Source organism: Roseobacter denitrificans OCh 114, from assembly GCF_000014045.1.
GTDB lineage: Bacteria > Pseudomonadota > Alphaproteobacteria > Rhodobacterales > Rhodobacteraceae > Roseobacter > Roseobacter denitrificans.
In genome coordinates this window covers 1,323,345-1,344,857 of the sequence record NC_008209.1, presented here as the reverse complement: position 1 = coordinate 1,344,857, position 21,513 = coordinate 1,323,345, and the positions used below count along the sequence as shown (strand labels likewise).

25 protein-coding genes are annotated in these 21,513 nt (G+C 57.9%); 9 read left to right on the top strand and 16 right to left on the bottom strand.

All coding sequences use genetic code 11. The annotated features are described in order from the left end of the window. Positions 1-67: 67 nt before the first annotated feature. The 5 genes from RD1_RS06490 to rpsJ all read right to left on the bottom strand — a co-directional run bounded on the left by RD1_RS06490 (position 68) and on the right by rpsJ (position 2,649). Positions 68-274 carry a cold-shock protein gene (locus RD1_RS06490; RefSeq protein WP_011567662.1) on the bottom strand — a complete coding sequence of 69 codons (207 nt, stop codon included), beginning with the start codon at positions 272-274 and terminating at the stop codon, positions 68-70. A gap of 269 nt (positions 275-543) precedes the next feature. Beyond that, positions 544-840 (bottom strand): 50S ribosomal protein L23, encoded by a 297-nt coding sequence (locus RD1_RS06485; RefSeq protein ID WP_011567661.1) that lies wholly within the window; start codon positions 838-840, stop codon positions 544-546. Then, entirely contained in the window at positions 837-1,454 is a 618-nt protein-coding gene (gene rplD, locus RD1_RS06480) for a 50S ribosomal protein L4 (protein ID WP_011567660.1), read from the bottom strand. Before rplD ends, RD1_RS06485 begins: the two co-directional genes overlap by 4 nt. Then, the gene (gene rplC / locus RD1_RS06475) at positions 1,451-2,311 is read right to left on the bottom strand and encodes a 50S ribosomal protein L3 (protein WP_011567659.1); all 861 of its coding nucleotides are present in this window, start codon (positions 2,309-2,311) and stop codon (positions 1,451-1,453) included. The genes rplD and rplC overlap by 4 nt, the downstream gene beginning before the upstream one ends. Positions 2,312-2,331: 20 nt before the next feature. Next, positions 2,332-2,649: a 30S ribosomal protein S10 gene (gene rpsJ, locus RD1_RS06470; protein ID WP_011567658.1), complete on the bottom strand. Its 318-nt coding sequence runs from the start codon at positions 2,647-2,649 to the stop codon at positions 2,332-2,334. A gap of 364 nt (positions 2,650-3,013) precedes the next feature. Here rpsJ and RD1_RS06460 point away from each other — a divergent pair, with 364 nt between their 5' ends. Next, on the top strand, positions 3,014-3,625 hold the full coding sequence (locus RD1_RS06460; protein WP_011567657.1) for a DJ-1/PfpI family protein: 612 nt from the start codon (positions 3,014-3,016) through the stop codon (positions 3,623-3,625). A gap of 348 nt (positions 3,626-3,973) precedes the next feature. Here the strand turns inward: RD1_RS06460 and tuf are convergent, their stop codons facing one another. Further along, complete coding sequence (gene tuf / locus RD1_RS06455; RefSeq protein ID WP_011567656.1) at positions 3,974-5,149, bottom strand: elongation factor Tu; 1,176 nt, start codon at positions 5,147-5,149, stop codon at positions 3,974-3,976. Between the two features lie 112 nt (positions 5,150-5,261). Further along, positions 5,262-5,891 carry a hypothetical protein gene (locus RD1_RS06450; RefSeq protein ID WP_011567655.1) on the bottom strand — a complete coding sequence of 210 codons (630 nt, stop codon included), beginning with the start codon at positions 5,889-5,891 and terminating at the stop codon, positions 5,262-5,264. 123 nt (positions 5,892-6,014) lie between these two features. Between RD1_RS06450 and RD1_RS06445 the strand changes: the two genes are divergently transcribed. Beyond that, entirely contained in the window at positions 6,015-7,385 is a 1,371-nt protein-coding gene (locus tag RD1_RS06445) for a cytochrome P450 (RefSeq protein WP_011567654.1), read from the top strand. Here RD1_RS06445 and RD1_RS06440 read toward each other — a convergent pair. Continuing rightward, positions 7,382-9,679 (bottom strand): DNA topoisomerase IV subunit A, encoded by a 2,298-nt coding sequence (locus RD1_RS06440; RefSeq protein WP_011567653.1) that lies wholly within the window; start codon positions 9,677-9,679, stop codon positions 7,382-7,384. The genes RD1_RS06445 and RD1_RS06440 overlap by 4 nt on opposite strands. A 188-nt stretch (positions 9,680-9,867) precedes the next feature. On the opposite strand from RD1_RS06440, the gene RD1_RS06435 reads away from it, so the two are divergent. The 6 genes from RD1_RS06435 (at position 9,868) to RD1_RS06410 (ending at position 14,140) form a co-directional block, all read left to right on the top strand. Continuing rightward, positions 9,868-10,524 carry an SH3 domain-containing protein gene (locus tag RD1_RS06435; RefSeq protein ID WP_011567652.1) on the top strand — a complete coding sequence of 219 codons (657 nt, stop codon included), beginning with the start codon at positions 9,868-9,870 and terminating at the stop codon, positions 10,522-10,524. A gap of 56 nt (positions 10,525-10,580) precedes the next feature. Then, the gene (locus RD1_RS06430) at positions 10,581-11,408 is read left to right on the top strand and encodes an SDR family oxidoreductase (protein ID WP_011567651.1); all 828 of its coding nucleotides are present in this window, start codon (positions 10,581-10,583) and stop codon (positions 11,406-11,408) included. Between the two features lie 82 nt (positions 11,409-11,490). After that, the gene (locus RD1_RS06425) at positions 11,491-11,694 is read left to right on the top strand and encodes a twin transmembrane helix small protein (RefSeq protein ID WP_044032987.1); all 204 of its coding nucleotides are present in this window, start codon (positions 11,491-11,493) and stop codon (positions 11,692-11,694) included. A gap of 6 nt (positions 11,695-11,700) precedes the next feature. Next, entirely contained in the window at positions 11,701-12,273 is a 573-nt protein-coding gene (locus tag RD1_RS06420; protein WP_011567649.1) for a cob(I)yrinic acid a,c-diamide adenosyltransferase, read from the top strand. Positions 12,274-12,452: 179 nt separating this feature from the next. Next, entirely contained in the window at positions 12,453-13,211 is a 759-nt protein-coding gene (locus RD1_RS06415; protein ID WP_011567648.1) for an electron transfer flavoprotein subunit beta/FixA family protein, read from the top strand. After that, a complete protein-coding gene (locus tag RD1_RS06410; RefSeq protein ID WP_011567647.1) occupies positions 13,211-14,140 on the top strand; it encodes an electron transfer flavoprotein subunit alpha/FixB family protein in 930 nt (309 codons plus the stop codon). The genes RD1_RS06415 and RD1_RS06410 overlap by 1 nt, the downstream gene beginning before the upstream one ends. Positions 14,141-14,193: 53 nt before the next feature. Here RD1_RS06410 and RD1_RS06405 read toward each other — a convergent pair whose 3' ends face one another. Continuing rightward, complete coding sequence (locus RD1_RS06405) at positions 14,194-15,030, bottom strand: DUF6473 family protein (protein WP_011567646.1); 837 nt, start codon at positions 15,028-15,030, stop codon at positions 14,194-14,196. 153 nt (positions 15,031-15,183) lie between these two features. On the opposite strand from RD1_RS06405, the gene RD1_RS06400 reads away from it, so the two are divergent. Continuing rightward, positions 15,184-16,059: a 3-hydroxybutyryl-CoA dehydrogenase gene (locus RD1_RS06400; RefSeq protein ID WP_011567645.1), complete on the top strand. Its 876-nt coding sequence runs from the start codon at positions 15,184-15,186 to the stop codon at positions 16,057-16,059. A 3-nt stretch (positions 16,060-16,062) separates the two neighbouring features. Here RD1_RS06400 and RD1_RS06395 read toward each other — a convergent pair whose 3' ends face one another. From RD1_RS06395 to RD1_RS06365, 7 genes are read right to left on the bottom strand one after another with little or no spacing between them, the layout of a single operon-like run. Beyond that, positions 16,063-16,941: a lysophospholipid acyltransferase family protein gene (locus RD1_RS06395; RefSeq protein WP_011567644.1), complete on the bottom strand. Its 879-nt coding sequence runs from the start codon at positions 16,939-16,941 to the stop codon at positions 16,063-16,065. A 40-nt stretch (positions 16,942-16,981) separates the two neighbouring features. Further along, positions 16,982-17,251 carry an HPr family phosphocarrier protein gene (locus RD1_RS06390; protein WP_011567643.1) on the bottom strand — a complete coding sequence of 90 codons (270 nt, stop codon included), beginning with the start codon at positions 17,249-17,251 and terminating at the stop codon, positions 16,982-16,984. A 16-nt stretch (positions 17,252-17,267) separates the two neighbouring features. After that, positions 17,268-17,660, bottom strand: a complete 393-nt coding sequence (locus RD1_RS06385) for a PTS sugar transporter subunit IIA (protein WP_011567642.1) — start codon at positions 17,658-17,660, stop codon at positions 17,268-17,270. 3 nt (positions 17,661-17,663) lie between these two features. Further along, positions 17,664-18,551: an RNase adapter RapZ gene (gene rapZ / locus RD1_RS06380; RefSeq protein ID WP_011567641.1), complete on the bottom strand. Its 888-nt coding sequence runs from the start codon at positions 18,549-18,551 to the stop codon at positions 17,664-17,666. After that, positions 18,544-18,981: an HPr kinase/phosphorylase gene (locus tag RD1_RS06375; protein ID WP_245897220.1), complete on the bottom strand. Its 438-nt coding sequence runs from the start codon at positions 18,979-18,981 to the stop codon at positions 18,544-18,546. The genes rapZ and RD1_RS06375 overlap by 8 nt, the downstream gene beginning before the upstream one ends. Before the next feature lie 12 nt (positions 18,982-18,993). Continuing rightward, positions 18,994-20,682 carry a sensor histidine kinase gene (locus RD1_RS06370; protein WP_011567639.1) on the bottom strand — a complete coding sequence of 563 codons (1,689 nt, stop codon included), beginning with the start codon at positions 20,680-20,682 and terminating at the stop codon, positions 18,994-18,996. A 43-nt stretch (positions 20,683-20,725) separates the two neighbouring features. Continuing rightward, positions 20,726-21,427, bottom strand: coding sequence for a response regulator transcription factor (locus RD1_RS06365; protein ID WP_011567638.1), 702 nt, complete (start codon positions 21,425-21,427; stop codon positions 20,726-20,728). Positions 21,428-21,513: the final 86 nt, after the last annotated feature.

The following is a 21,513-nucleotide window of genomic DNA, read 5'->3' as shown; positions in this document are numbered from 1 at the left end:
CCAAAACGAAAAAGGGCGGACCCCTTGGATCCGCCCTTGTCAAAATTCGGTCCCCGGAGGGAAAGGCTTACGCCAAGGCGAGGTTCGACGCGCTTTCGCGGCCGTCGCGGCCTGCTTCGATGTCGAATGTTACTTTCTGGTCATCGTTCAGACCTGTAAGGCCCGCCCGCTCCACCGCAGAAATGTGTACAAACACATCTTTGCTGCCGCCATCGGGGGCGATAAAACCAAAACCTTTAGTTGCGTTAAACCATTTGACGGTGCCAGTAGCCATCGTCGTACTCCTAAAATTAACGCTGCCCACATTATGCGGCAGCTCGGCTAAGTCCCTGAAAGATCGTATGACTGGGCCGTGAGGAGCAGAATTTCGATAGATAGATCAACGTCGCCTCTGCCGCCTACAGGGCATTTCAGCAGATAGCAAGCGGTTTCCGCATCAAAGGCTGCTTGGCCTTGGCCGCCACCTCGACAACAAAGCCGATGCACCACAAGAAAAAGCCCCTGCGTGCACAGGGGCCTTTCGGTATTCATAATACGCTCTGATCAGAGACCGGTGGACACGTCAATCGTGTTGCCGGCTTCCAGCGTGACATAGGCTTTTTTCACGTCCTTGCGTTTGCCAAGCTGGCCACGGAAGCGCTTGACTTTGCCTTTGGTGATCGTGGTGTTGACCGCTTTGACCTTCACACCAAAGAGCGCTTCGACCGCTTCCTTGATCTGGGGTTTATTGCTGTCGATCGCCACTTCGAACACAACCGCGCCGTTTTCGGACGTCATGGTTGCCTTCTCTGTGATGATCGGCTTGCGGATCACATCGTAGTGTTCAGCTTTGGCGCTCATTTCAAACGGGCCTCCAGTGCTTCGACGCCCGCCTTCGTGATCACGAGAGTGTCACGCTTGAGGATGTCATATACGTTTGCGCCCATTGTCGGCAGGATATCCAGACCGTCAATGTTGCGCGCGGCTTGGGCAAAAGTCTCGTTGACTGTCGCACCGTCGATGATCAGCGCGCGTTTCCAGCCGAGGTTTGCAACCTGTTTGGCCAGAGCGGCGGTTTTCCCATCAGAAGACACTTCGTCAATGATGACCAGCTCGCCCGCTTTCATCTTTGCGGACAAAGCATGGCACAGACCCAGTTTGCGGAACTTCTTGGTCAGCTCGTGACCGTGGCTGCGCACCTTCGGGCCTTTGTAGACACCACCACCACGGAAGATCGGTGCGGAACGCGCGCCGTGGCGTGCGCCGCCGGTGCCTTTCTGACGATAGATCTTCTTGGTGGAGTAGTTGACTTCGGACCGGGTCTTGACCTTATGCGTCCCTGCCTGCGCGTTGTTACGCTGCCAGCGTACGACGCGGTGCAGGATGTCGGCACGTGGTTCCAGACCGAACAGCGCTTCGTCGAGGTCTACAGACCCGGCTTTGGCACCGTCAAGTTTGATGACATCGAGTTTCATGCGTCACCTTCTTTCTTTTCTGCAGCTTCTGCTTCGGCCACCGTATCGGTCTTGGCTTCGGCGGCTTCTGCGGCTTCCATCGCGGCCTGTTCTTCGGCGGCTGCGGCAGCTGCGGCGGCTTCTGCTTCGGCGGCGGCGGCGGCAGCAGCAGCTTCGGCGGCTTTCTCAGCTTCTTCGGCTGCGGATTTCAGCGCAGCGGGCAGAATGGCGTTTTCAGGGAACGGCTTTTTAACCGCATCCTTGACTGTCACCCATCCACCTTTGGAACCGGGAACAGCGCCTTTGACCATGATAAGACCACGGTTGGCATCTGTGCGCACAACCTGAAGGTTTTGCGTTGTCACACGGGCAGCCCCCATATGACCGGCCATTTTCTTGCCCTTGAAAACCTTGCCCGGGTCCTGACACTGCCCTGTGGAGCCGTGCGAGCGGTGCGAGATCGACACACCGTGGGACGCGCGCAAACCACCAAAGTTGTGGCGCTTCATCGCACCGGCAAAACCCTTACCGATCGAGGTGCCCGCCACATCGACGAACTGCCCTTCAAAGTAATGGTTGGCGGTGATCTCTTCGCCGACACCGATCAGGTTCTCGGGATCCACGCGGAATTCAGCAACCTTGCGCTTGGGTTCCACCTTCGCCGCTGCGAAGTGGCCGCGCATGGCCTGCGATGTCCGCTTGGCCTTGGCTGTACCGGCACCAAGCTGAACCGCTGAATAGCCATCCTTCTCGGAGGTCCGCTGAGCCACAACCTGCAGCTTGTCGAGTTGAAGAACGGTCACAGGGATCTGCTTCCCGTCTTCCATGAACAGCCGGGTCATCCCGACCTTTTTTGCAATAACGCCTGAGCGCAACATGATAATTACCCTCCTGTGGCTTATGACTGCAGTTTGATCTCGACGTCCACACCAGCGGCCAGGTCGAGCTTCATGAGCGCGTCCACGGTCTGGGGGGTCGGGTCAACGATGTCCAGCAAGCGCTTGTGCGTGCGGATCTCGAACTGATCACGGGATTTCTTGTCAACGTGGGGACCACGCAGAACGGTGAATTTTTCGATCTTGTTGGGCAGTGGGATGGGTCCACGCACAGAAGCACCGGTCCGCTTTGCGGTATTCACGATCTCTTGTGTGGATGTATCCAGCACCCGGTAATCAAACGCCTTCAGGCGAATACGGATGTTTTGGCTCTGAGCCATATGCATATCCCTTGAATTGGGGATCTTAACGGATTGGAGGATATACGCTCATCGTACACCCTCATCGCGTCTTTTAAATAACCCCGCAGGGGCTCGGCAGACCGAACCCCCATGAAGTTAGCGCCGTTTAGGCGGAGTCGCCGCAAAAGGCAATGGGGTTTGACATGAATCCACGCCTTTTGTTTGCGGCCCCGCGCGCAGGCGGCCAATTGGCCAAGGCGCGGCGCGAAAATACACAGGATGACCACAACGCTCCAGCCAATGCAGGGCAAAAAGGTGCCGTCTGGTGCGCTGTCAGTTTGATTGCTAGGCTGTGCGTGGAAGGCGCCATGCTTTGCGTTCACATTCCAGGGGAGGACACAGAATGAACGGTAAGAGAATCCTGATGCTCATCGGTGAGTATTCCGAGGAATACGAGATATTTGTTGTTCAGCAGGCCATGGAAGCGGTCGGGCACACCGTCCACATCATCTGTCCCGAAACGAAGAAAGGGGATCGCGTAACGACCAGCGTGCATGACTTCGGCCCGGGCGTCATGACCTGGACGGAGCACAAGGGCCATGGCATCGAGGTCGATGTAGATTTTGATCAGGTGGATACATCCGATTACGATTCCGTCTACATTGCCGGCGGACGTGGCCCGGAGTATATCCGGACCTATCCCAGAGTCCGGGAAATCGTGCGCGAGTTTCATCGCGACGACAAACCCATCGCCTCGATCTGCCATGGGCTACAGGTCCTCATCGCCGTGCCGGAAGTTATCGCGGGCAAGAAGGTCTCGGGTTTGTTCACAGTCGAGCCGGAGGTTGCCTTGACCGATGCCACCTATGTCAAAATCGGACCCAAAGCCGCCTTGCGCGACGGCAACCTTGTGACCGCAGAAGGCTGGACAGCGCTTGCGGCCTTTATCCGCGAGTATCTGGTGCTGCTGGGAACGGAGATCGTGCACAGGGACATCGCGCAAGCCGCGGAATAAAGCCAGTGCCACAGCCAAACCGCGAATAAAACGAGCTGCTGGGTGATTGGAATGCCGTAACGGCAGTCCAGATGTCCAGTTTGCTCCGCAGTCTTGCAGCGCATCTAAATCAGCAAAGCCGCAGTGATATCACTGCGGCTTTTGTTGTTACCGGTTGCCACGACACGCGGGGCCTTTCGTAGACAAGAACCTCGCGCAGCGGGGCGCGTCTCGGGATTGCTACGTAATCTTCGACACGCTTTTGAGGGCGCGTCTCGGGATTACTCCGTAATCTTCGACACGCTTTTGGGGGCGCGTCTCGGGATTACTCCGTAATCTTCGACACGCTTTTGAGGGCGCGTCTCGGGATTACTCCGTAATCTTCGACACGACGCCGGCGCCGACGGTGCGGCCGCCTTCGCGGATCGCAAAGCGCAGGCCCTGCTCCATCGCGATCGGTGCGATCAGTTCAACGCCAAAGGACACGTTGTCGCCCGGCATGACCATCTCGGTGCCTTCCGCCAGCTGAACCGTGCCCGTCACGTCCGTTGTGCGGAAGTAGAACTGCGGGCGGTAGTTCGCAAAGAACGGCGTGTGGCGGCCACCTTCGTCCTTGGTCAGGATATAGGCTTCGGCCTCGAACTTCGTGTGTGGCTTGACCGACCCCGGCTTGCACAGAACCTGGCCACGCTCAACCGCCTCACGGTCAATACCACGCAGCAGCGCGCCGATGTTGTCGCCCGCCTCACCGCGATCCAGCAGCTTGCGGAACATCTCAACACCCGTACATGTTGTGCTCTGGGTGTCCTTGATCCCCACGATCTCGATGTTGTCGCCCACGTTGATCACGCCACGCTCAACACGGCCCGTCACAACAGTACCACGACCGGAGATCGAGAAGACGTCCTCAACCGGCATCAGGAACGGCTGGTCAATCGCACGCTCAGGCGTCGGGATGAACTCATCCACAGCCGCCATCAGCTTCTTGATCGCCTCTTCACCGATCTCGGGATCACGCCCTTCCATCGCCGCCAGCGCGGAGCCGGGGATCACGGGAATGTCGTCGCCGGGGTAGTCGTAGGAGGACAGCAGCTCGCGGATTTCCATCTCGACCAGCTCAAGCAGTTCCTCGTCATCGACCTGATCGACCTTGTTCATGAAGACAACCATCGTCGGGATGCCAACCTGGCGACCCAGCAGGATGTGCTCGCGCGTCTGGGGCATCGGGCCGTCAGCCGCGTTCACAACCAGGATCGCGCCGTCCATCTGCGCCGCACCGGTGATCATGTTCTTGACGTAGTCCGCGTGACCGGGGCAATCCACATGCGCGTAGTGACGGTTTTCCGTCTCGTATTCCACATGCGCGGTCGAAATCGTGATCCCGCGCGCTTTCTCCTCAGGCGCGCCGTCAATCTGGTCATACGCCTGAAAATCACCGAAATACTTCGTAATCGCAGCCGTCAGCGTCGTCTTGCCGTGGTCAACGTGACCAATCGTGCCAATGTTAACATGCGGTTTATTACGTTCAAACTTTGCCTTTGCCATGATCGTGGCGCCCTTTTGTTGTCAGAGGGTCACGATCTGCGACCCGGTCCATTTGGTAACGCGGGCGATGTATTGCGAACTGACGGGAAAATCAAGCGCGACTTGTGCCGATTTACCCCTCGGTTTGCGACGCCCCGCTCTGAACGTCTCGCAAAAGACCGCCGTCCGCTTGATCCTCGACCACATCGCCCTGCGCGCCATCATCCTTGAACCAGCCTTTGTCTTCGTTTTCACGCACAAGAAAGTTCTCGATGGATTTGGCCGCATTTCGGGCCAGCCCTTCCAGTTGCTTTTCCGCCGACTGCGTCCAACCGGTGCCAATCAGGCTTTCACCGTCGATGTTCTCCAGAATCGTCATCTGTTCGGGCGGCACGTTCAGCTTTTTGGCCTGCGCATCGTCCCAGACGGTGACGCGGATGATCATCGCGGATTTGGGCGCAGCCACGACCGGCACGCCCGCGCGCGCCAGAATATAGCCTTCGATGCTGACGCCCAGATGATACCGTTTGCTGCCCTCATAGCGATCAAAGCGCGCGGCAATGGCATCACGCAGCGCCGTGGTCAGTTGTTCCTCGGTCACCGAACGGCTTATGGCGGTGGAGGTTTCGGCGAGCGGCGCAACCACGATGTTATGTTCAAGCCGGAAGTTGCCCAGATCCACGGGGGGATCGTTCAAGTCTTCGGGATAGGTGCAGGCCGCCAGCAGCACCAATGCAATCACCATACAGATCCGATTTATCATCGCGAAAACCCCAAAACCTCAGCGTCCCAACGCCTAAACCAATGCAGCAGAAGTCGCAACTTGGCATAGGTTGGACGCATTGCCGCTGCGCGCTAATTCACCGGTCAGGCAAGGAGTGCGCAAATGGCAAAGGACGCATTTACAGATGACAATCGCACGCCGGTGCGTATCCCGCTGGCGACCGAGCCTGTCGGCATTCTGAAAAGCTGGCAGATGATGCGCGAGAATGTGCTCAACATCATTCCCGAACAGGCGACTGAAGAACCCGTCATTTCCGGCAAGACGGCAAAGCGCTGGCATATGGTGATGGACCCGGGAGCGATCCAGCAGATTCTGCTGGACCGTGTCGAGGACTATCCGAAATCGACCGTGACGAAAAACCTGCTGCGCCCGGCCATTGGTGAATCGCTGTTTATCGCCGAAGGCGCGCATTGGCGCTGGCAACGGCGCGCCTCGGCCCCTGTGTTTTCGCACCGCAACGTCGCAGCCCTTGGGCCCGTCATGACGGCGGCGGCGGAGCGCACGGCACAGCGGGTGGCGCAGGCAGGTCCGCGGGCGGTAAACATGCTGGACGAAATGATCACTGCCACTTTTGACGTGATTGCCGAGGTGACGTTTTCCGACGACGGGAGCTTTGATCGAAACGCCGTCCATAAGGCTCTGGAGACATACGTGAACGATGCAGGTCGGGTGTCACTGCTGGACGTGCTCGGCATGCCCGATTGGATTCCGCGCCCCGGTCGCACAACCGCATCTGCGGAAATGGCACAGATGAAGCAGGACGCAGATGCCGCGATCGAGGCGCGCGCCGCGCGCGGGCCGGGAGATGTTCCCGACCTGCTCGATTTGCTGCTGGCTGGACAGGACCCGAAATCGGGCCGCTCCATGACCACCAGTGAATTGCGTGACAATCTCCTGACTTTCATCGTGGCAGGGCATGAAACAACCGCGCTGACGCTGGCTTGGTCGTTTTACCTCTGCGCCTTCGACAGCCGGGTTCAAGACAAGGCACGCGCTGAGGCACAAAAGGTTCTGCAGGGGCGCGCCGCAACCACGGCGGATGTCGAGAACCTGCCCTACATCCGTCAAATCATTGACGAAGCCTTGCGGCTTTACCCGCCAGCCGGGGTTGTCTCGCGCACCGCGCAAAAGCGCGACACTCTGTGCGGGGCCGACATCCAACCCGATGACACCGTCATGATCCCCATCTACGCGCTGGGTCGTCACAAACTGCTTTGGGACAATCCGGATCAGTTTGACCCGGACAGGTTTCAGAACCGCAAATCAATCAAACGATACGCCTATCTGCCGTTTGGCGATGGGCCGCGCATCTGTATTGGTGCATCATTCGCGGTGCAGGAAGCGGTGATCATACTGGCAACGCTTCTGTCACGGTTCCGTTTTACACCGGTGAAAGGCCGCGATCCAAAGCCTGTGATGGTCATCACGCTGCGCCCCGAAGGCGGCGTCTGGTTGATGGCTGAACCGGTCTAGGTGAACTTGTTGTCGCGCGGGAAACCGCGCGGCGCCATCCGGCCCGCCGTGGCGCGTTTTCCCGTCCATTCGGCGAGGTCCGTTTCGCTGCGGGTACGCCCTGCCGGGTCCAGCCAGCTGAGCCCTTCCGCGCGCATGAAGGTCGTCGCATCGGACAGCCCGCCGTCTTTGTACTTTTGCAAACGGACACCTTTGCCCCGGCCCATTTCAGGCAGATCCTCAAGCGGGAAGACCAGAACCTTGCGGTTTTCACCGACGACGGCCACTGTATCCCCATTCACCGGTTTGCAGATCATCGCACGCGTATCGCCGCGCACGTTCAGCACCTGTTTGCCCGTCCGGGTCTGGGCCACGACATCTGCTTCGGGCACGACAAAACCATCACCCGCGGAGGACGCGACCAACAGCTTGCGATCAGGCGCATGGGTAAGAATTGTGACGATTTCCGCCTCATTGGGCAGATCAATCATCAAGCGCAGCGGCTCTCCCATGCCCCGACCGCCCGGCAGGCTGGAGGCGGAGACCGTATAAAACCGCCCGTTCGATCCAAACACCAGCAAACGATCCGTGGTTTCCGCATGGAAGATAAAGCGCGGCCCGTCGCCATCCTTGAATTTCAACTCCCGCCCGAGGTCGATGTGGCCCGTCATTGCGCGCACCCATCCCATTTGCGAGCAAACGACCGTGATCGGCTCGCGGTCGATCATCGCCTCGATGGGCACGTCTTCGATCACCGCAGCCTCGGAGAATGTGGTGCGGCGCGCACCGCCGTCCCAGTCCTTGCCGAACTGTTTCTTGGTCGCGCGCAATTGCTCGGTGATGCTGGCCCATTGCAGACCGGGATTTTCCAAAAGGTCCTCCAGCCCGGCGCGCTCTTCCATCAGGGCCTCCTGCTCACGCACCAGTTCCATTTCCTCAAGACGGCGCAAAGACCGCAACCGCATATTCAAAATGGCCTCGGCCTGCACCTCGGTCAGCGTCACATCATCCGTCGACACTGGCGGTACATAATCCGCCTCATTGAGAGCACGCGGGTGATCGCGGCCCCAATCCTCGGCCATCAAAGCCGCCTTGGGATCGTCATCATAGCGGATGATGTCAATCACGCGATCAAGGTTCAGAAAGGCGATGATGAACCCTTCAAGCACCTCAAGACGGTGGTCGATCTTTTCCAGACGATGCGTTGAGCGCCGCTGCAAGACTTCCTGCCGATGATCAAGGAAGGCCTGCAACACCTCTTTCATCGAACAAACCTTGGGCGTCACGCCGTCAATCAGCACGTTCATGTTCAGCGAAAACCGCACCTCAAGATCGCAGTTGCGAAACAACATCCCCATCAGCACATCCGGATCAACCGACCGGGAACGCGGCTCAATGATCATCCGGATGTCATCGGCGGATTCGTCACGCACATCCGCGAGGATCGGGATTTTCTTGGTCTGAATAAGCTCCGCGATCTTTTCGATCAGCTTGGATTTCTGCACCTGATAGGGGATTTCGGTGACCACGATCTGCCATTGACCCCGGCCCAGGTCCTCCACCTCCCAACGGCAGCGCAGACGAAACCCGCCCTTGCCCGTACGATAGGCCTGCGCGATGTTTTCCGGCGGCTCCACGATCACACCACCGGTCGGGAAGTCCGGTCCGGGCACATATTTCAACAAGGTGTCATCGCGCGCATCGGGCGTTTTGATGAGGTGAATACAGGCGTCACACAGTTCGGCGATGTTGTGGGGCGGGATGTTGGTGGCCATCCCCACGGCGATGCCGCTGGACCCGTTCGCCAGCAAATTCGGGAACTGCGCGGGCAAAACCACCGGCTCGGTCAGCGTGCCGTCGTAGTTCTCACGAAAATCGACCGCATTCTCGTTCAGCCCTTCCAGCATCGCCTCGGCAACGGCGGTCATGCGCGCTTCGGTGTAGCGGCTGGCGGCGGGGTTATCGCCGTCGATATTGCCAAAATTCCCCTGCCCGTCGACCAGCGGATAGCGGACGTTGAAATCCTGCGCGAGGCGGGCCATCGCGTCGTAAATCGCGGCGTCCCCATGCGGGTGATAGTTGCCCATCACGTCGCCCGAAATCTTGGCGGACTTGCGGAAACCGCCGGTAGAAGACAAGCGCAATTCGCGCATCGCATACAGGATCCGGCGATGCACGGGCTTGAGACCATCACGCGCATCGGGCAGCGCACGATGCATGATCGTGCTCAGCGCATAGGTCAGATACCGCTCGCCAAGCGCGCGGCGCAATGGTTCGGAAAGGTCTACCGGTTTTGTGTCGCTGACATCGTTCATCGGCTTTGTTTAGCGGGGCCACAAGCAGGGAACAAGCGCCGATTGACAACACCTGTGATTGCATGGCGGCACCGGGCTGCGGGGCCTTGACTGGTCAATTTCCCCTCTTCAATACCAGCGCAGATTGCTATTGGGCCTGTGGCGGTGATTTGTGATATAAGACCACGGTGGGGATTCTGGGTGTTGTAATGAAACGATTTATTCTGTTGTCATTTGTAGTTTTGGCACTTGGGTTTTATGAACTGAGTGGTGGGCCGGATTTTGATCCGGAGGTCGCGCGGGCAAGCATCATCGACGCCCGTCAGGAACGCGAACTTGCGCGCAAGGCGGCCCTGCCCGGCCCCGTCTATGTTGCTGCTGCCCCTTCAGCTGAACCTGAAGTCGAAGACTCCGTGACGCGGGCCAATCTGAACCTTGTGTCATTTGCCTCCGTCGTGGCCGAACCCGAAATCAGCACCGTCACCGCCCCGGTGGCGGTTGCGCGCGCAGACACCCCCGAGACAGCACCGGAGATTACCGTCAAACGTCTCGCGGCAGCGCAGGATGAACCGCTCAGCCTCGCCGCGCTGAGCCCTGCGCAAGAGCCGTCACGCAATGTCTTTGCCGGATCGTCCATCGTCGCATCCTCATCGGATATCAACGGTGAGAAAAACCTGCGGTCCGTCAAAGGAACGCGGGTCAACATGCGCTCCGGTCCGGGCACGCAATACGATGTCGTCGCGCAATTGACGCAATCGGAAGAGGTCGAGGTGCTCACTGACACCGGCAACGGCTGGGTTGAACTGCGCCCGCTGGAGGGTGGACCCACGGGGTGGGTTGCGGAATTCCTGCTTACGGGCGGTTAGAATTGCATCTGGCAATCTATCTTGGCACATGGTGACCTGAAACGAAGGGAGCCCGCGTGCAAAAATCGATTCTGATCACAGGATGTTCGTCCGGCATCGGCTACTGCGCGGCGCAGGGGCTCAAAACCGCCGGCTGGCGCGTTTTCGCATCGTGCCGCAAGCAGGAAGACTGCGACCGGTTGCGCGCTGAAGGGTTTGAGAGCCCGCTGATCGACTACACCCAACCCGACACCATCCGACAAGGGCTGGACGAGGTTCTGGCGGCGACGGGTGGGACGTTGCACGCGCTGTTCAACAACGGCGCGCATGGCACGCCGGGCGCGGTCGAGGACCTGCCCACGGACGCATTGCGCGCCATATTCGAGGCGAATTTCTTTGGCTGGCACGAACTGACGCGCGCCGTGATCCCGGTCATGCGCGCGCAGGGACATGGGCGGATCATCCAATGCTCATCTGTCCTTGGCTTCGTGACGCTGCCGTGGCGCGGCGCATACAACGCGACGAAATTCGCACTTGAGGGCCTGACCGATACGCTGCGGATCGAAATGCGGGATACGGATATTCATGTGGTGCTGATTGAACCGGGGCCTGTCACCTCGAAAATCCGGCAGAATTCGATCCCGCATTTCGAACGCTGGATCAAATGGGAAACCTCGCTGCGGCGTGCGCAATACGAAAACACGCTGAACAAACGCCTCTATCACAGCGGCGGCCCCGACCCCTTTGAACTGCCCCCCAAAGCGGTGCTCAAGAAACTGCGCCATGCGTTGGAGGCGCAGACCCCCAGACCGCGATACTATGTAACGACGCCCACCTATCTGATGGGCGCCTTGCGGCGCATTCTGCCAACCCGCGCCCTCGACCGCGTTTTGGCGCGCATTTAATTTCGCTGACGCCTGAAATAGGCGTTCGCTTTTGTCAACGACGCCTCTACATCGTGCGGGGAAACAAAAAGGACTAAATATAATGGGAGATCCGTTTTTCATTCTGGCCGTGATTGCTTGTGTGGCGGTTGTTATTGTGTTGGCCCTCGGCCTCGGCGGCTTTGCAGGTGGTGGCGCATTCAACAAAAAGAACTCGAACAAACTGATGCGCTACCGGATCGGCGCGCAGTTCATCGCGGTGATCTTTATCGTGTTGTTTGTTTATTTTCGAAATCAGGGGAGCTAGGCGGCAATGGTCGTTTTGAATAAAATCTACACCAAGACCGGCGACGCGGGCGAAACCGCGCTCGGCAATGGTGCCCGGGTGGCAAAACACGCGGTGCGCGTGGCGAGCTACGGCACCTCTGATGAGTTGAATTCCTTTGTCGGCGTTGCCCGGCTGGAAGCCGAAGGCGAGATGGATGAAGCGCTGAGCCGCATACAGAACGACCTGTTTGACCTGGGCGCGGACCTGTGCCGACCCGACATGGATCAGGACGCCGAAGCGGAATATCCGCCCCTGCGGATGATCGAAGCGCAGGTCGAACGGCTGGAAAGCGAAATCGACGCGATGAACAAGAACCTTGAACCGCTGCGCAGTTTCATCCTGCCGGGCGGGTCGCGACTGGCCGCGCATTTGCATGTGTGCCGGACCGTTTCGCGTCGCGCCGAACGCCTGTGCGTCGAACTGGCCACGATGGAGGCGATCAACCCGTCGGCCGTCAAATACCTCAACCGGCTGAGCGATTGGTTCTTTGTTGCCGCGCGCACGGTCAATAATGGTGGCAAGGATGACGTGCTCTGGGTGCCGGGCGCAAATCGCTGATCGACGCACCCCGCTGGATGTCGGGCACCGGTGCGCCACACAAACACCGAAACGTGGCGTATCAATGACAGAACGTGACGATTTTACACTGTTTCACCGGCGCAGGCTCCGATAAACCACGGCACAGGACATAACGGTTGGCTTGTGATTGAGTCGCCCCACCAAGGAGAGAGACGCATATGAAGGTACTGGTGCCTGTCAAACGCGTGATCGACTACAACGTGAAAGTGCGCGTGAAAGCGGACGGTTCCGGAGTTGATCTTGCAAATGTGAAAATGTCGATGAACCCGTTTGACGAGATTTCCGTCGAACAGGCCATCCGGCTCAAGGAAGCAGGTCAGGCCGACGAGGTTGTCGTCGTCTCGGTTGGCGTCAAGCAAAGCCAGGAAACACTGCGCACAGCATTAGCGATGGGTGCGGACCGCGCCATTCTGGTGGTCGCGGCGGAGGATGTGCACAATGACATCGAACCGCTCAGTGTTGCCAAAATCCTCAAGGCCGTCGTCGAAGAAGAGCAACCTGGCCTCGTGCTCTGTGGCAAACAGGCGATCGACAATGACATGAATGCAACCGGTCAGATGCTGGCCGCCCTGCTGGGCTGGTCGCAGGCCACATTCGCCTCCGAGATTGGGGTTGAGGGCGACAAGGCCGTCGTCACCCGTGAAGTCGACGGCGGCTTGCAGACCATCAAGGTCAACATGCCAACCGTGATTACCGTTGATCTGCGTCTGAACGAGCCGCGCTATGCCTCCCTGCCCAACATCATGAAGGCCAAGAAAAAGCCGATGGATGAGAAAACGGCCGCGGATTATGGTGTGGACGTCTCGCCACGGCTGGAAATCATCAAGACTGAGGAACCGGCCGAACGGGCTGCCGGGATCAAGGTCGGTTCGGTGGACGAACTGGTATCCAAACTCAAAGAATCGGGAGCAGTATAATGGCCGTTCTTCTTCTTGCAGAAGTGACCGATGGCGCGCTGGCAATGGACGCGACCGCAAAGGCCGTCACCGCAGCGCAAGCGCTGGGTGATGTGACACTGCTCTGCACCGGGGCAAGCTGCGCGGATGCAGCGGCTGAGGCTGCGACCATTCAGGGCGTGGCCAAAGTGCTCTGTGCCGAGGATGCGATTTACGGCAAGCGATTGGCAGAGCCGGTTGCTGACCTGATCGTCTCGCTCGCAGGTGACTACGAACACATCGCAGCGCCCGCGACGACGGATGCCAAGAATATCATGCCTCGTGTGGCGGCCTTGCTGGATGTCATGGTGATTTCGGACGCAACTGCCGTCATCGACGCCAACACGTTCGAGCGTCCGATCTACGCAGGCAACGCGATGCAAACGGTCAAGACCGCCGACGCCAAGAAGGTCCTGACCTTCCGTGGCTCCACATTCGATGCGGCCCCGACAGGCGGTTCCGCCAGTGTCCAGAACATCGGTGCTGCGGCAAATCCGGGCTTGAGCGAATGGGTCGAGGACAAGGTTGCTGCAAGCGACCGCCCCGAGCTGACCTCGGCCGGTGTGGTCGTATCAGGCGGTCGCGGTGTGGGTTCCGAAGACGATTTCGCCCTGATCGAAAAGCTGGCAGACAAGCTTGGCGCGGCGGTCGGCGCCTCCCGCGCCGCCGTGGATTCCGGCTATGCACCCAATGACTGGCAAGTGGGACAGACCGGAAAAGTCGTAGCCCCCGAGCTTTATGTCGCCGTGGGCATTTCCGGTGCCATCCAGCATCTGGCCGGTATGAAAGACAGCAAAATCATCGTGGCGATCAACAAGGACGAAGAAGCGCCCATCTTCCAGGTGGCGGATTACGGGCTCGTCGCGGATCTGTTCACCGCAGTGCCGGAATTGATCGAAAAGCTCGACTGATCCTGCACGCATGACGTGATGAAAGGCCGTGGCATCCGTGCCGCGGCCTTTTTCTATACCAGATTTTCCAAAACGCTGCTCAGTCTCATCGCGGCCTCGCCATGGGCCTGCGGCCCCAGCATCTTTCGCGCGGCCATCGTCTCCATTTCACCAAACGACATCCCCTTCGTGCCGGCGGCTCGCGCATGTGCAGACGCGGCGACCTCCACAAAGCTGGTGGCATGAGCGGTCAACTCATCAATCATCGGACGTGTTATAAACAATGGCTCGGGCGCTTGCCCGGGATCGCTGAACAGCCCGTTATCCGCAGGCGGCATATGATCAGCAAACCAAAGCAGAACAGTGCGACCGGTTATGCGTCGCAACATGAGTTTCATGCGTGCTGTCCACGCGGCCTGCACCTCGTCCACCACAAGCTCAAATCGTTCATGGGATACCTGATGCAGCATCCCAAGCATGTGGCGGTTGAAATGGAACTCGGAAAAATCCACCTCCGGATAGATCGATGCCAGAAGCGCTGAGGCTTTGAGAAAACGATCATTCCGACGCGGGTGCACAGTATAAAACCGGTTGGACAGGTTTTGGGCACCAATAATCTGTATTACGGTCGCCTGCGCGCGGTTGGCCGCTTCCAAAACGAAACAGTCATTCAGAAACGCATCTATGCCCGCGTTCGCTACACCGAAATTAACGCAGTTCACCCCGATCTGGCTTTCAACCATGGCCGGAAACGGCGCATTTATGAATTTACCGTATGTTTCGGTACCGCCAATAAAAGCAACATAGGGAACGTCGAGCCGCCGCTGCGGACCGCGAAACAGAATACGCGATTCTCCGTACCGGCACGGCTCGTAGTTCAGGGCCCCCGCCCCGAGTACTTCATAGGTCATAAACCCACCCTTAATTTCACCCAAGATTGTGTATACAGGCCGGGTCCTTAGAATTTCTTAATGCTGGAATTTTAGACAATGCTGCTGTGCCGCATTGCACTTGCAGCTACCTGCCCCAAAGCCCTAGAATGGCGGTGTACAAAGGGGACTTCCGTGGAAATCAAATCAATTGGAATCGTGGGTGCGGGTCAGATGGGCAATGGGATTGCGCATGTCATGGCCTTGGCAGGGTATGATGTGATGCTGAATGACATCAATCAGGAAACACTGACTGCCGCGATGGAGACCATGACGCGCAACATGGACCGGCAAGTCAGCCGTGAGAAGATCTCCGCCGACGCGCAGAAAGACGCCCTCGGGCGGATCATCACGACAACCACACTCACGGATCTGGGTCAGACCGATCTGGTGATCGAGGCTGCGACTGAACGAGAAACCGTCAAACAGGCGATTTTCGAAGACCTCATTCCACATCTGAAACCGAACACGATCCTCACTTCCAACACCTCATCCATCTCGATCACGCGCCTGGCCAGCCGGACAGACCGGCCAGAAAGGTTCATGGGCTTTCATTTCATGAACCCCGTACCCGTGATGAAACTGGTTGAACTGATCCGTGGGATTGCGACAGATGAAGAAACCTATGCGGCCTGCAAGGCTGTTGTGGACCGGCTGGATAAAACCGCCGCCTCCGCCGAGGACTTCCCCGGATTTATCGTGAACCGGATATTGATGCCGATGATCAACGAGGCCGTCTACACGCTGTACGAGGGTGTCGGAAATGTCCAATCCATCGACAGTTCGATGAAGCTCGGCGCGAACCATCCGATGGGGCCCCTCGAACTGGCCGATTTCATTGGCCTTGATACCTGCCTTGCGATCATGAACGTGCTGCATGACGGGCTGGCGGATACCAAATACCGTCCCTGCCCCCTGCTCACGAAATATGTGGAGGCGGGGTGGCTGGGCCGAAAAACCCAGCGCGGGTTTTACGATTACCGTGGCGACACGCCCGTTCCAACGCGATAGGGGTTAATCCGTCAACGACAGGGTGTGATCGCGCAACCATGCCATGAAGGCGCGCGGGTCATCCTGCCGCTTGATGATCTCATCAGGGTCTATCGGATGCCCGACGATGGGTGCCTGCGGTTTGTTCAACGCGTGCACGATTTCATGCAACAGCAACCCCTGACGCAGCATCGGCGAAAGCTGGTTCGCGATCTGATAGGCGCGCGAGTTCTGGCCGGGGAATTTAATCGGTAGAACCGTCGCACCGGAGCGCCGGATCATCTTGGCCGTAAAGACATTCCATTCGCCCTCAATCGCGGGGCCAAAGAAGGTCTCCGACGACGCCACGCCACCGGAGGGAAACAAAGCCACGACGCCGCCGTTTTTCAAATGCTCCATCGCATGCGCCCGCATCGCCACACCCTTGCGCTGTGCATCAGGATCGTGCGGAAAGGGCACAGGGATCATGTAGGACCCTGCGACCTCGTCGATAACAGTCAAAAGAGAGCGGGTCAGAATGCGGTAATCGGGACGCACCCGCCCGATAAGGTCCGCAAAAATCATGCCGTCGACCATCCCATGCGGATGGTTTGACACCACGATCAAAGGCCCTGTTTTGGGAATACGGTCAAGCTGGTTCTGGGGGGTTTGCAGTTCAATCCCCATCACATCCAGCGCCGCACGCCAAAACGCCTGACCTTGCGGTGCACCGCGACGTTCGAATTCCCGCACGAGGCGCAGAATTCTCAGCCGGCCGGTGAATGTCTCAACGACACGGATAAAGGTCGCCTTCCAGGGGTCTTCAAATGTTGAAGCATAGGAAATCGCGCTGCGGTCATACTTTTGAAAGTCTACCGGTTTCGCTTGTTGATCTTGGCTGAATTCCTGCGAACTTTCTACCACGAAGTTATCCTTCAGTTCGTAAGGTCAAAGGGCTGACGCGTTAAGTCTCTTCCCCGAAGCGGTTTGCAACCAACGCGGTGAGCGCTTCTGCAAGCGCTTCTGCGTCCGGTCCGTCTGTTTCCACCTCAATAAAGCTTCCCTTGGATGCTGCCAACATCAAAAGTCCCATGATACTGTCCCCAGACGCGGACATCCCGTCCTTGGACACCTCGGCACTTGCGTCAAACCCCTCGACCACTTCGACCAGTTTGGCAGAGGCACGGGCGTGCAGCCCTTTGATATTCACGATTTCAAGTGAGCGTTTTGTCATGGGCTTTGGGGCCTTGTTATTCTGCGCTGATATTCTGACTGTCTATGTATTTTTTACCAGCTTCAAGTGCGGCACGTACGGCGTCAGGTATCGTTTTATGCCGACTTTTGGCAAGCTTGATCAGCATCGGCAGATTTGCCCCATAAAGAATTCGGCGGTTTGCGGGAACACAGGCCTGTAAACTCAGATTTGAGGGGGAACCACCAAAGAGGTCGGTGACCAGCACCACGCCATGTCCCTGATCCACGGCATCGGCGGCCACGCAGATTTCACGCTCTTTCTCGGCCCGGTCATGATCTGCATCTATCGCAATCGCCTCAATCCCGCTTTGTGCACCGACCACATGTTCAATGGCAGCCAGATATTCTCTGGCCAATCCTCCATGTGCGACGATTACAATTCCGATCAAAACTCAGGTCTCTTCATTTTTGCGCAAATCAAGCTCACGGTGTCTAATTGACACCTGCCAGCCTTCTTCTGCAAGGCGCAAAGCATGGCATTGGGCCATCACAACTGAGCGATGTTGGCCGCCCGTACACCCAAAGGCGATTGAAAGATATGACTTTCCCTCATCGCGATAAGCAGGCAGTAGCAAAAGGCTCAGATCATCCACCTTTCGGGCAAACTGCTCAAAACGGGCGTCAGCGGTCACGTACTTTTTGACCAAATCATGCGTCCCATTCAAACTGCGCAATTCGGGCACCCAGTATGGGTTGGTCAGAAAACGGCAATCAAACACCATATCAACGCTGCGCGGCAATCCGCGTTTGTAGGAAAAAGACTGCACCGAAACACTCAGCCGCCGCTTTCCACCCGGGGCAAACCAGTGTTCCACTTCAGCGCGCAACTCATGCACATTCAGATGCGTCGTGTCGATCAGCACATCGGCCCGCGCCTTCAGGGGGCCGAGCATCTCCAACTCGCGCACTATGCCTTCGGACGGGCGATCAACCGGTGCAAGCGGGTGGCGACGCCGTGTTTCCGAAAACCGACGCAACAGCACCTCGGTCGAGCAATCAAGATACAACAGTTCCGGTGCGAGACCGGGGATACCCGTCAATTTCCCCAACGCATCCACGATCACGGTTGTTGAAAAATCTCTGTTGCGCGGATCAATTCCCAGGGCCAGCGGTTGGGCGCTGGAGGGGACATCGAGGAACGCATCCAGCAGCCGCAGGGGCAGGTTGTCCACGACTTCGAAACCCGCATCTTCGAGCACGTTGAGGGCACTTGAACGCCCCGCCCCCGACGGTCCGGTGACAAATACAATGCGACGTGCGGTGGTTGATGTGTCAGTCATGCGGCTCTCTTCTGCCCGCCTTAAGGTATTGCAGAATGCTGGCAGGGAAATAGGGAGCATCAAAATGATACAAACAGGGCAACATGACCCCACAAACATCCCTACTGTGCAGCTGTGGGAGCCGTTCTGCCTCCTGCCGGTCCAGATCGATCACCAGTTCGACCTTCGTTTTTTCGAGCGTCTGCGCGTTCAGCAGGCCGATGCCTCTGGCTTCGATCATGCCCTGGGTCGGCTCCGGGGCGCGGGCAAATGCCCCGCCGTCCTTTGCACAAACCTCGGTCTGATCGTCCGCGACAAGCACAGCGCCATGAGCCATAAGCTGCAGTGCAAGCGCGGATTTACCCTGACCGGAGCGCCCTGTGATCAAGACCCCTTTGGCGTGATAATCCACACAAGTCGCATGCAGCATTTGCCAGGACACTTCGCTCACTCTCTCCTTCGATTAGATCGGCAGCCCGACAACAAAACGCGCCCCCAGTGGTTCAGAGGTAATATCCGCTTCGGTCGGGCGGATGTTTTCGGCCCATATCACCCCACCATGGGCTTCCACGATTTGCTTGGAAATGGCGAGGCCCAGTCCTGAGTTATTGCCGAAATGTTCATCCGGGCGTTGGGAGTAGAACCTTTCGAAAACGCGCAACAGCGCTTCCTCTGGGATGCCGGGCCCGGTGTCTTCGACGACGATCAGCACACGGCTGTCTTTCTTGCGCGCCCATATCCGGATCGCATCACCATCTTCGCAAAACGACACGGCATTGGTGATCAGGTTGACAAAGACCTGCGCAAGCCGCGCTTCAAGGCCATGCACGAATATTGGGGAATCGGGAAGGTCTGTAATAAAGTCAATGCCTTGGGATTGTGCATCCTCTCCGAGATACTGGCCGAGGTTCGTCAGGGTCACAAGGACGTCAAACCGTTCTGCCTCTTCCTTGACCAACTCGCTGTCCAGCCGCGATGCGTCGGAGATGTCGCTGACAAGTCGATCAAGGCGGCGAACATCATGGTCGATCACATCAAGGAGTTTCTCGCGCTGGTCCTCCCGTTTGACCATACGCAGCGTCCCGACGGCGGATCGCAGGGACGCCAGCGGGTTCTTGATCTCATGTGCCACATCCGCAGCGAACTGCTCGTTCCCGTCGATGCGATTATAGAGAGCGGAAATCATACTTCGCAATGCCGCGCTGAGCCGCCCGATCTCGTCCGGGCGGTCTGAAAGGTCCGGGATTCTGATGCGCCCCGGTTTCATCTTGCGGTTGTTTTTATCGCGGCCGATCTCTGCCGCCGCGGCCAGATCAGCCAGCGGGTTCGCGATGGTGGAGGCAAGCACAAGGCTCAATCCGACGGACACGACAGTTGCTATGACAAACATCTGCAGCACGCGTTCACGCTCTCCGCGCAGAAGGTTGTCTATTTCGCCTGCGGCAGTTACGACCGCGACAGCACCGATGGCAGTGCCGTTTTGCAGCACCGGTGTCACCACCGTGTAAAGCGTCCCGCCGGAATTGTCGGATTGGTTTCGAAACTTTGTTCCGTCTTCAAAACTCGCGTCGATCAGTGGCTTGATCTTGTCGCTCAGTGACATTTGAGCGGTGTCAGGCGCATTGCGCAAAGGGCTTGATACAGCGTGCCAGAGCCATCTGAAAGCGTCGGTAAGATAGGTTTTACGGTCAGCTTCGGCGGAGTCTGGCGTGACGGAGAGGCGGCCTTCGGTGTTCGCGATCAGCGTTTTGGAACGGTCGTACACAAAAACCTCGACACCACGGCGCAGGTCGAGGTTTTCGAGGGTCAGACCTATGTCGATACCGTCACCTGTCGCGAAATTGACCGGTGCGCCCGCTGGCAGTTGCACTTCTATGACGTCTGCAATCAATTCTGCTTCGGTGACCAGAGATGCCGCCCGTTGGAACGTCAATGCGTCGCGCGAGGAGCTCAGGTAGACGATGCCCGAGAATAGAAAAACAAGGGCTATCAGGTTCCAGGTAATGATCTTGCGCGTCAAAGGGGATGAGCGCAGCGACATCCAGCTGCGTGAGCGGCGTGCCTCGCTCTTTTCGCTTTGCGCTTCTTTCTGTGACGTCGCCCGATCGTCGTCCGGCGCGACGCTCTCCTCTTGGGACGATAGTGAGGTCATGTCGCGCAAGTATATGTCCCCTTAATCACACAGATGCGGCGGTTTATTCCTCGTTATATCTGTAGCCGATCCCGTAAAGGGTCTCAATCGCCGAGAACTCTTCGTCTGCCGACCGCATTTTCTTGCGCAAGCGTTTGATGTGGCTGTCGATCGTGCGGTCATCCACATAGACCTGATCGTCGTACGCGACATCCATAAGCTGATCGCGCGACTTCACAAAACCGGGGCGCTGCGCGAGCGCCTGAAGCAAAAGGAATTCCGTAACCGTCAGCGAAACATCCTTGCCTTTCCAGCTCACAGCGTGACGCAACGGGTCCATCCGCAGATCGCCGCGCTCAATCACTTTCGTTTCTTCGCTGTCTGCCACGACATCACCGGCCACTGCATCCTGACGCCGCAAGAGCGCGCGAATGCGCTCAACCAACAGACGTTGCGAAAACGGTTTCTTGACGTAGTCATCTGCGCCCATGCGCAGGCCCAGGACTTCGTCGATCTCATCATCCTTGGACGTGAGAAAAATCACAGGCATCGCCGATTTCTGCCGAAGCCGCTGGAGCAAATCCATCCCATCCATGCGCGGCATCTTGATATCAAGCACGGCCATATCCGGGAGGCTTCTGTTGAAGGCATCCAACGCGGCCTGACCGTCATTATAGGTCTCGACCTCGAAACCCTCAGCTTCCAGCGTCATGGACACCGAAGTCAGAATATTCCTGTCATCATCCACCAGCGCGATCTTAGACATGGGCCAAATCCCTACAGTGGTTCATTTTTTCTTGTTTTACAGCAATCAGCATCTTCAACCCCACCGAATCAATCCTTGAAAGCGAA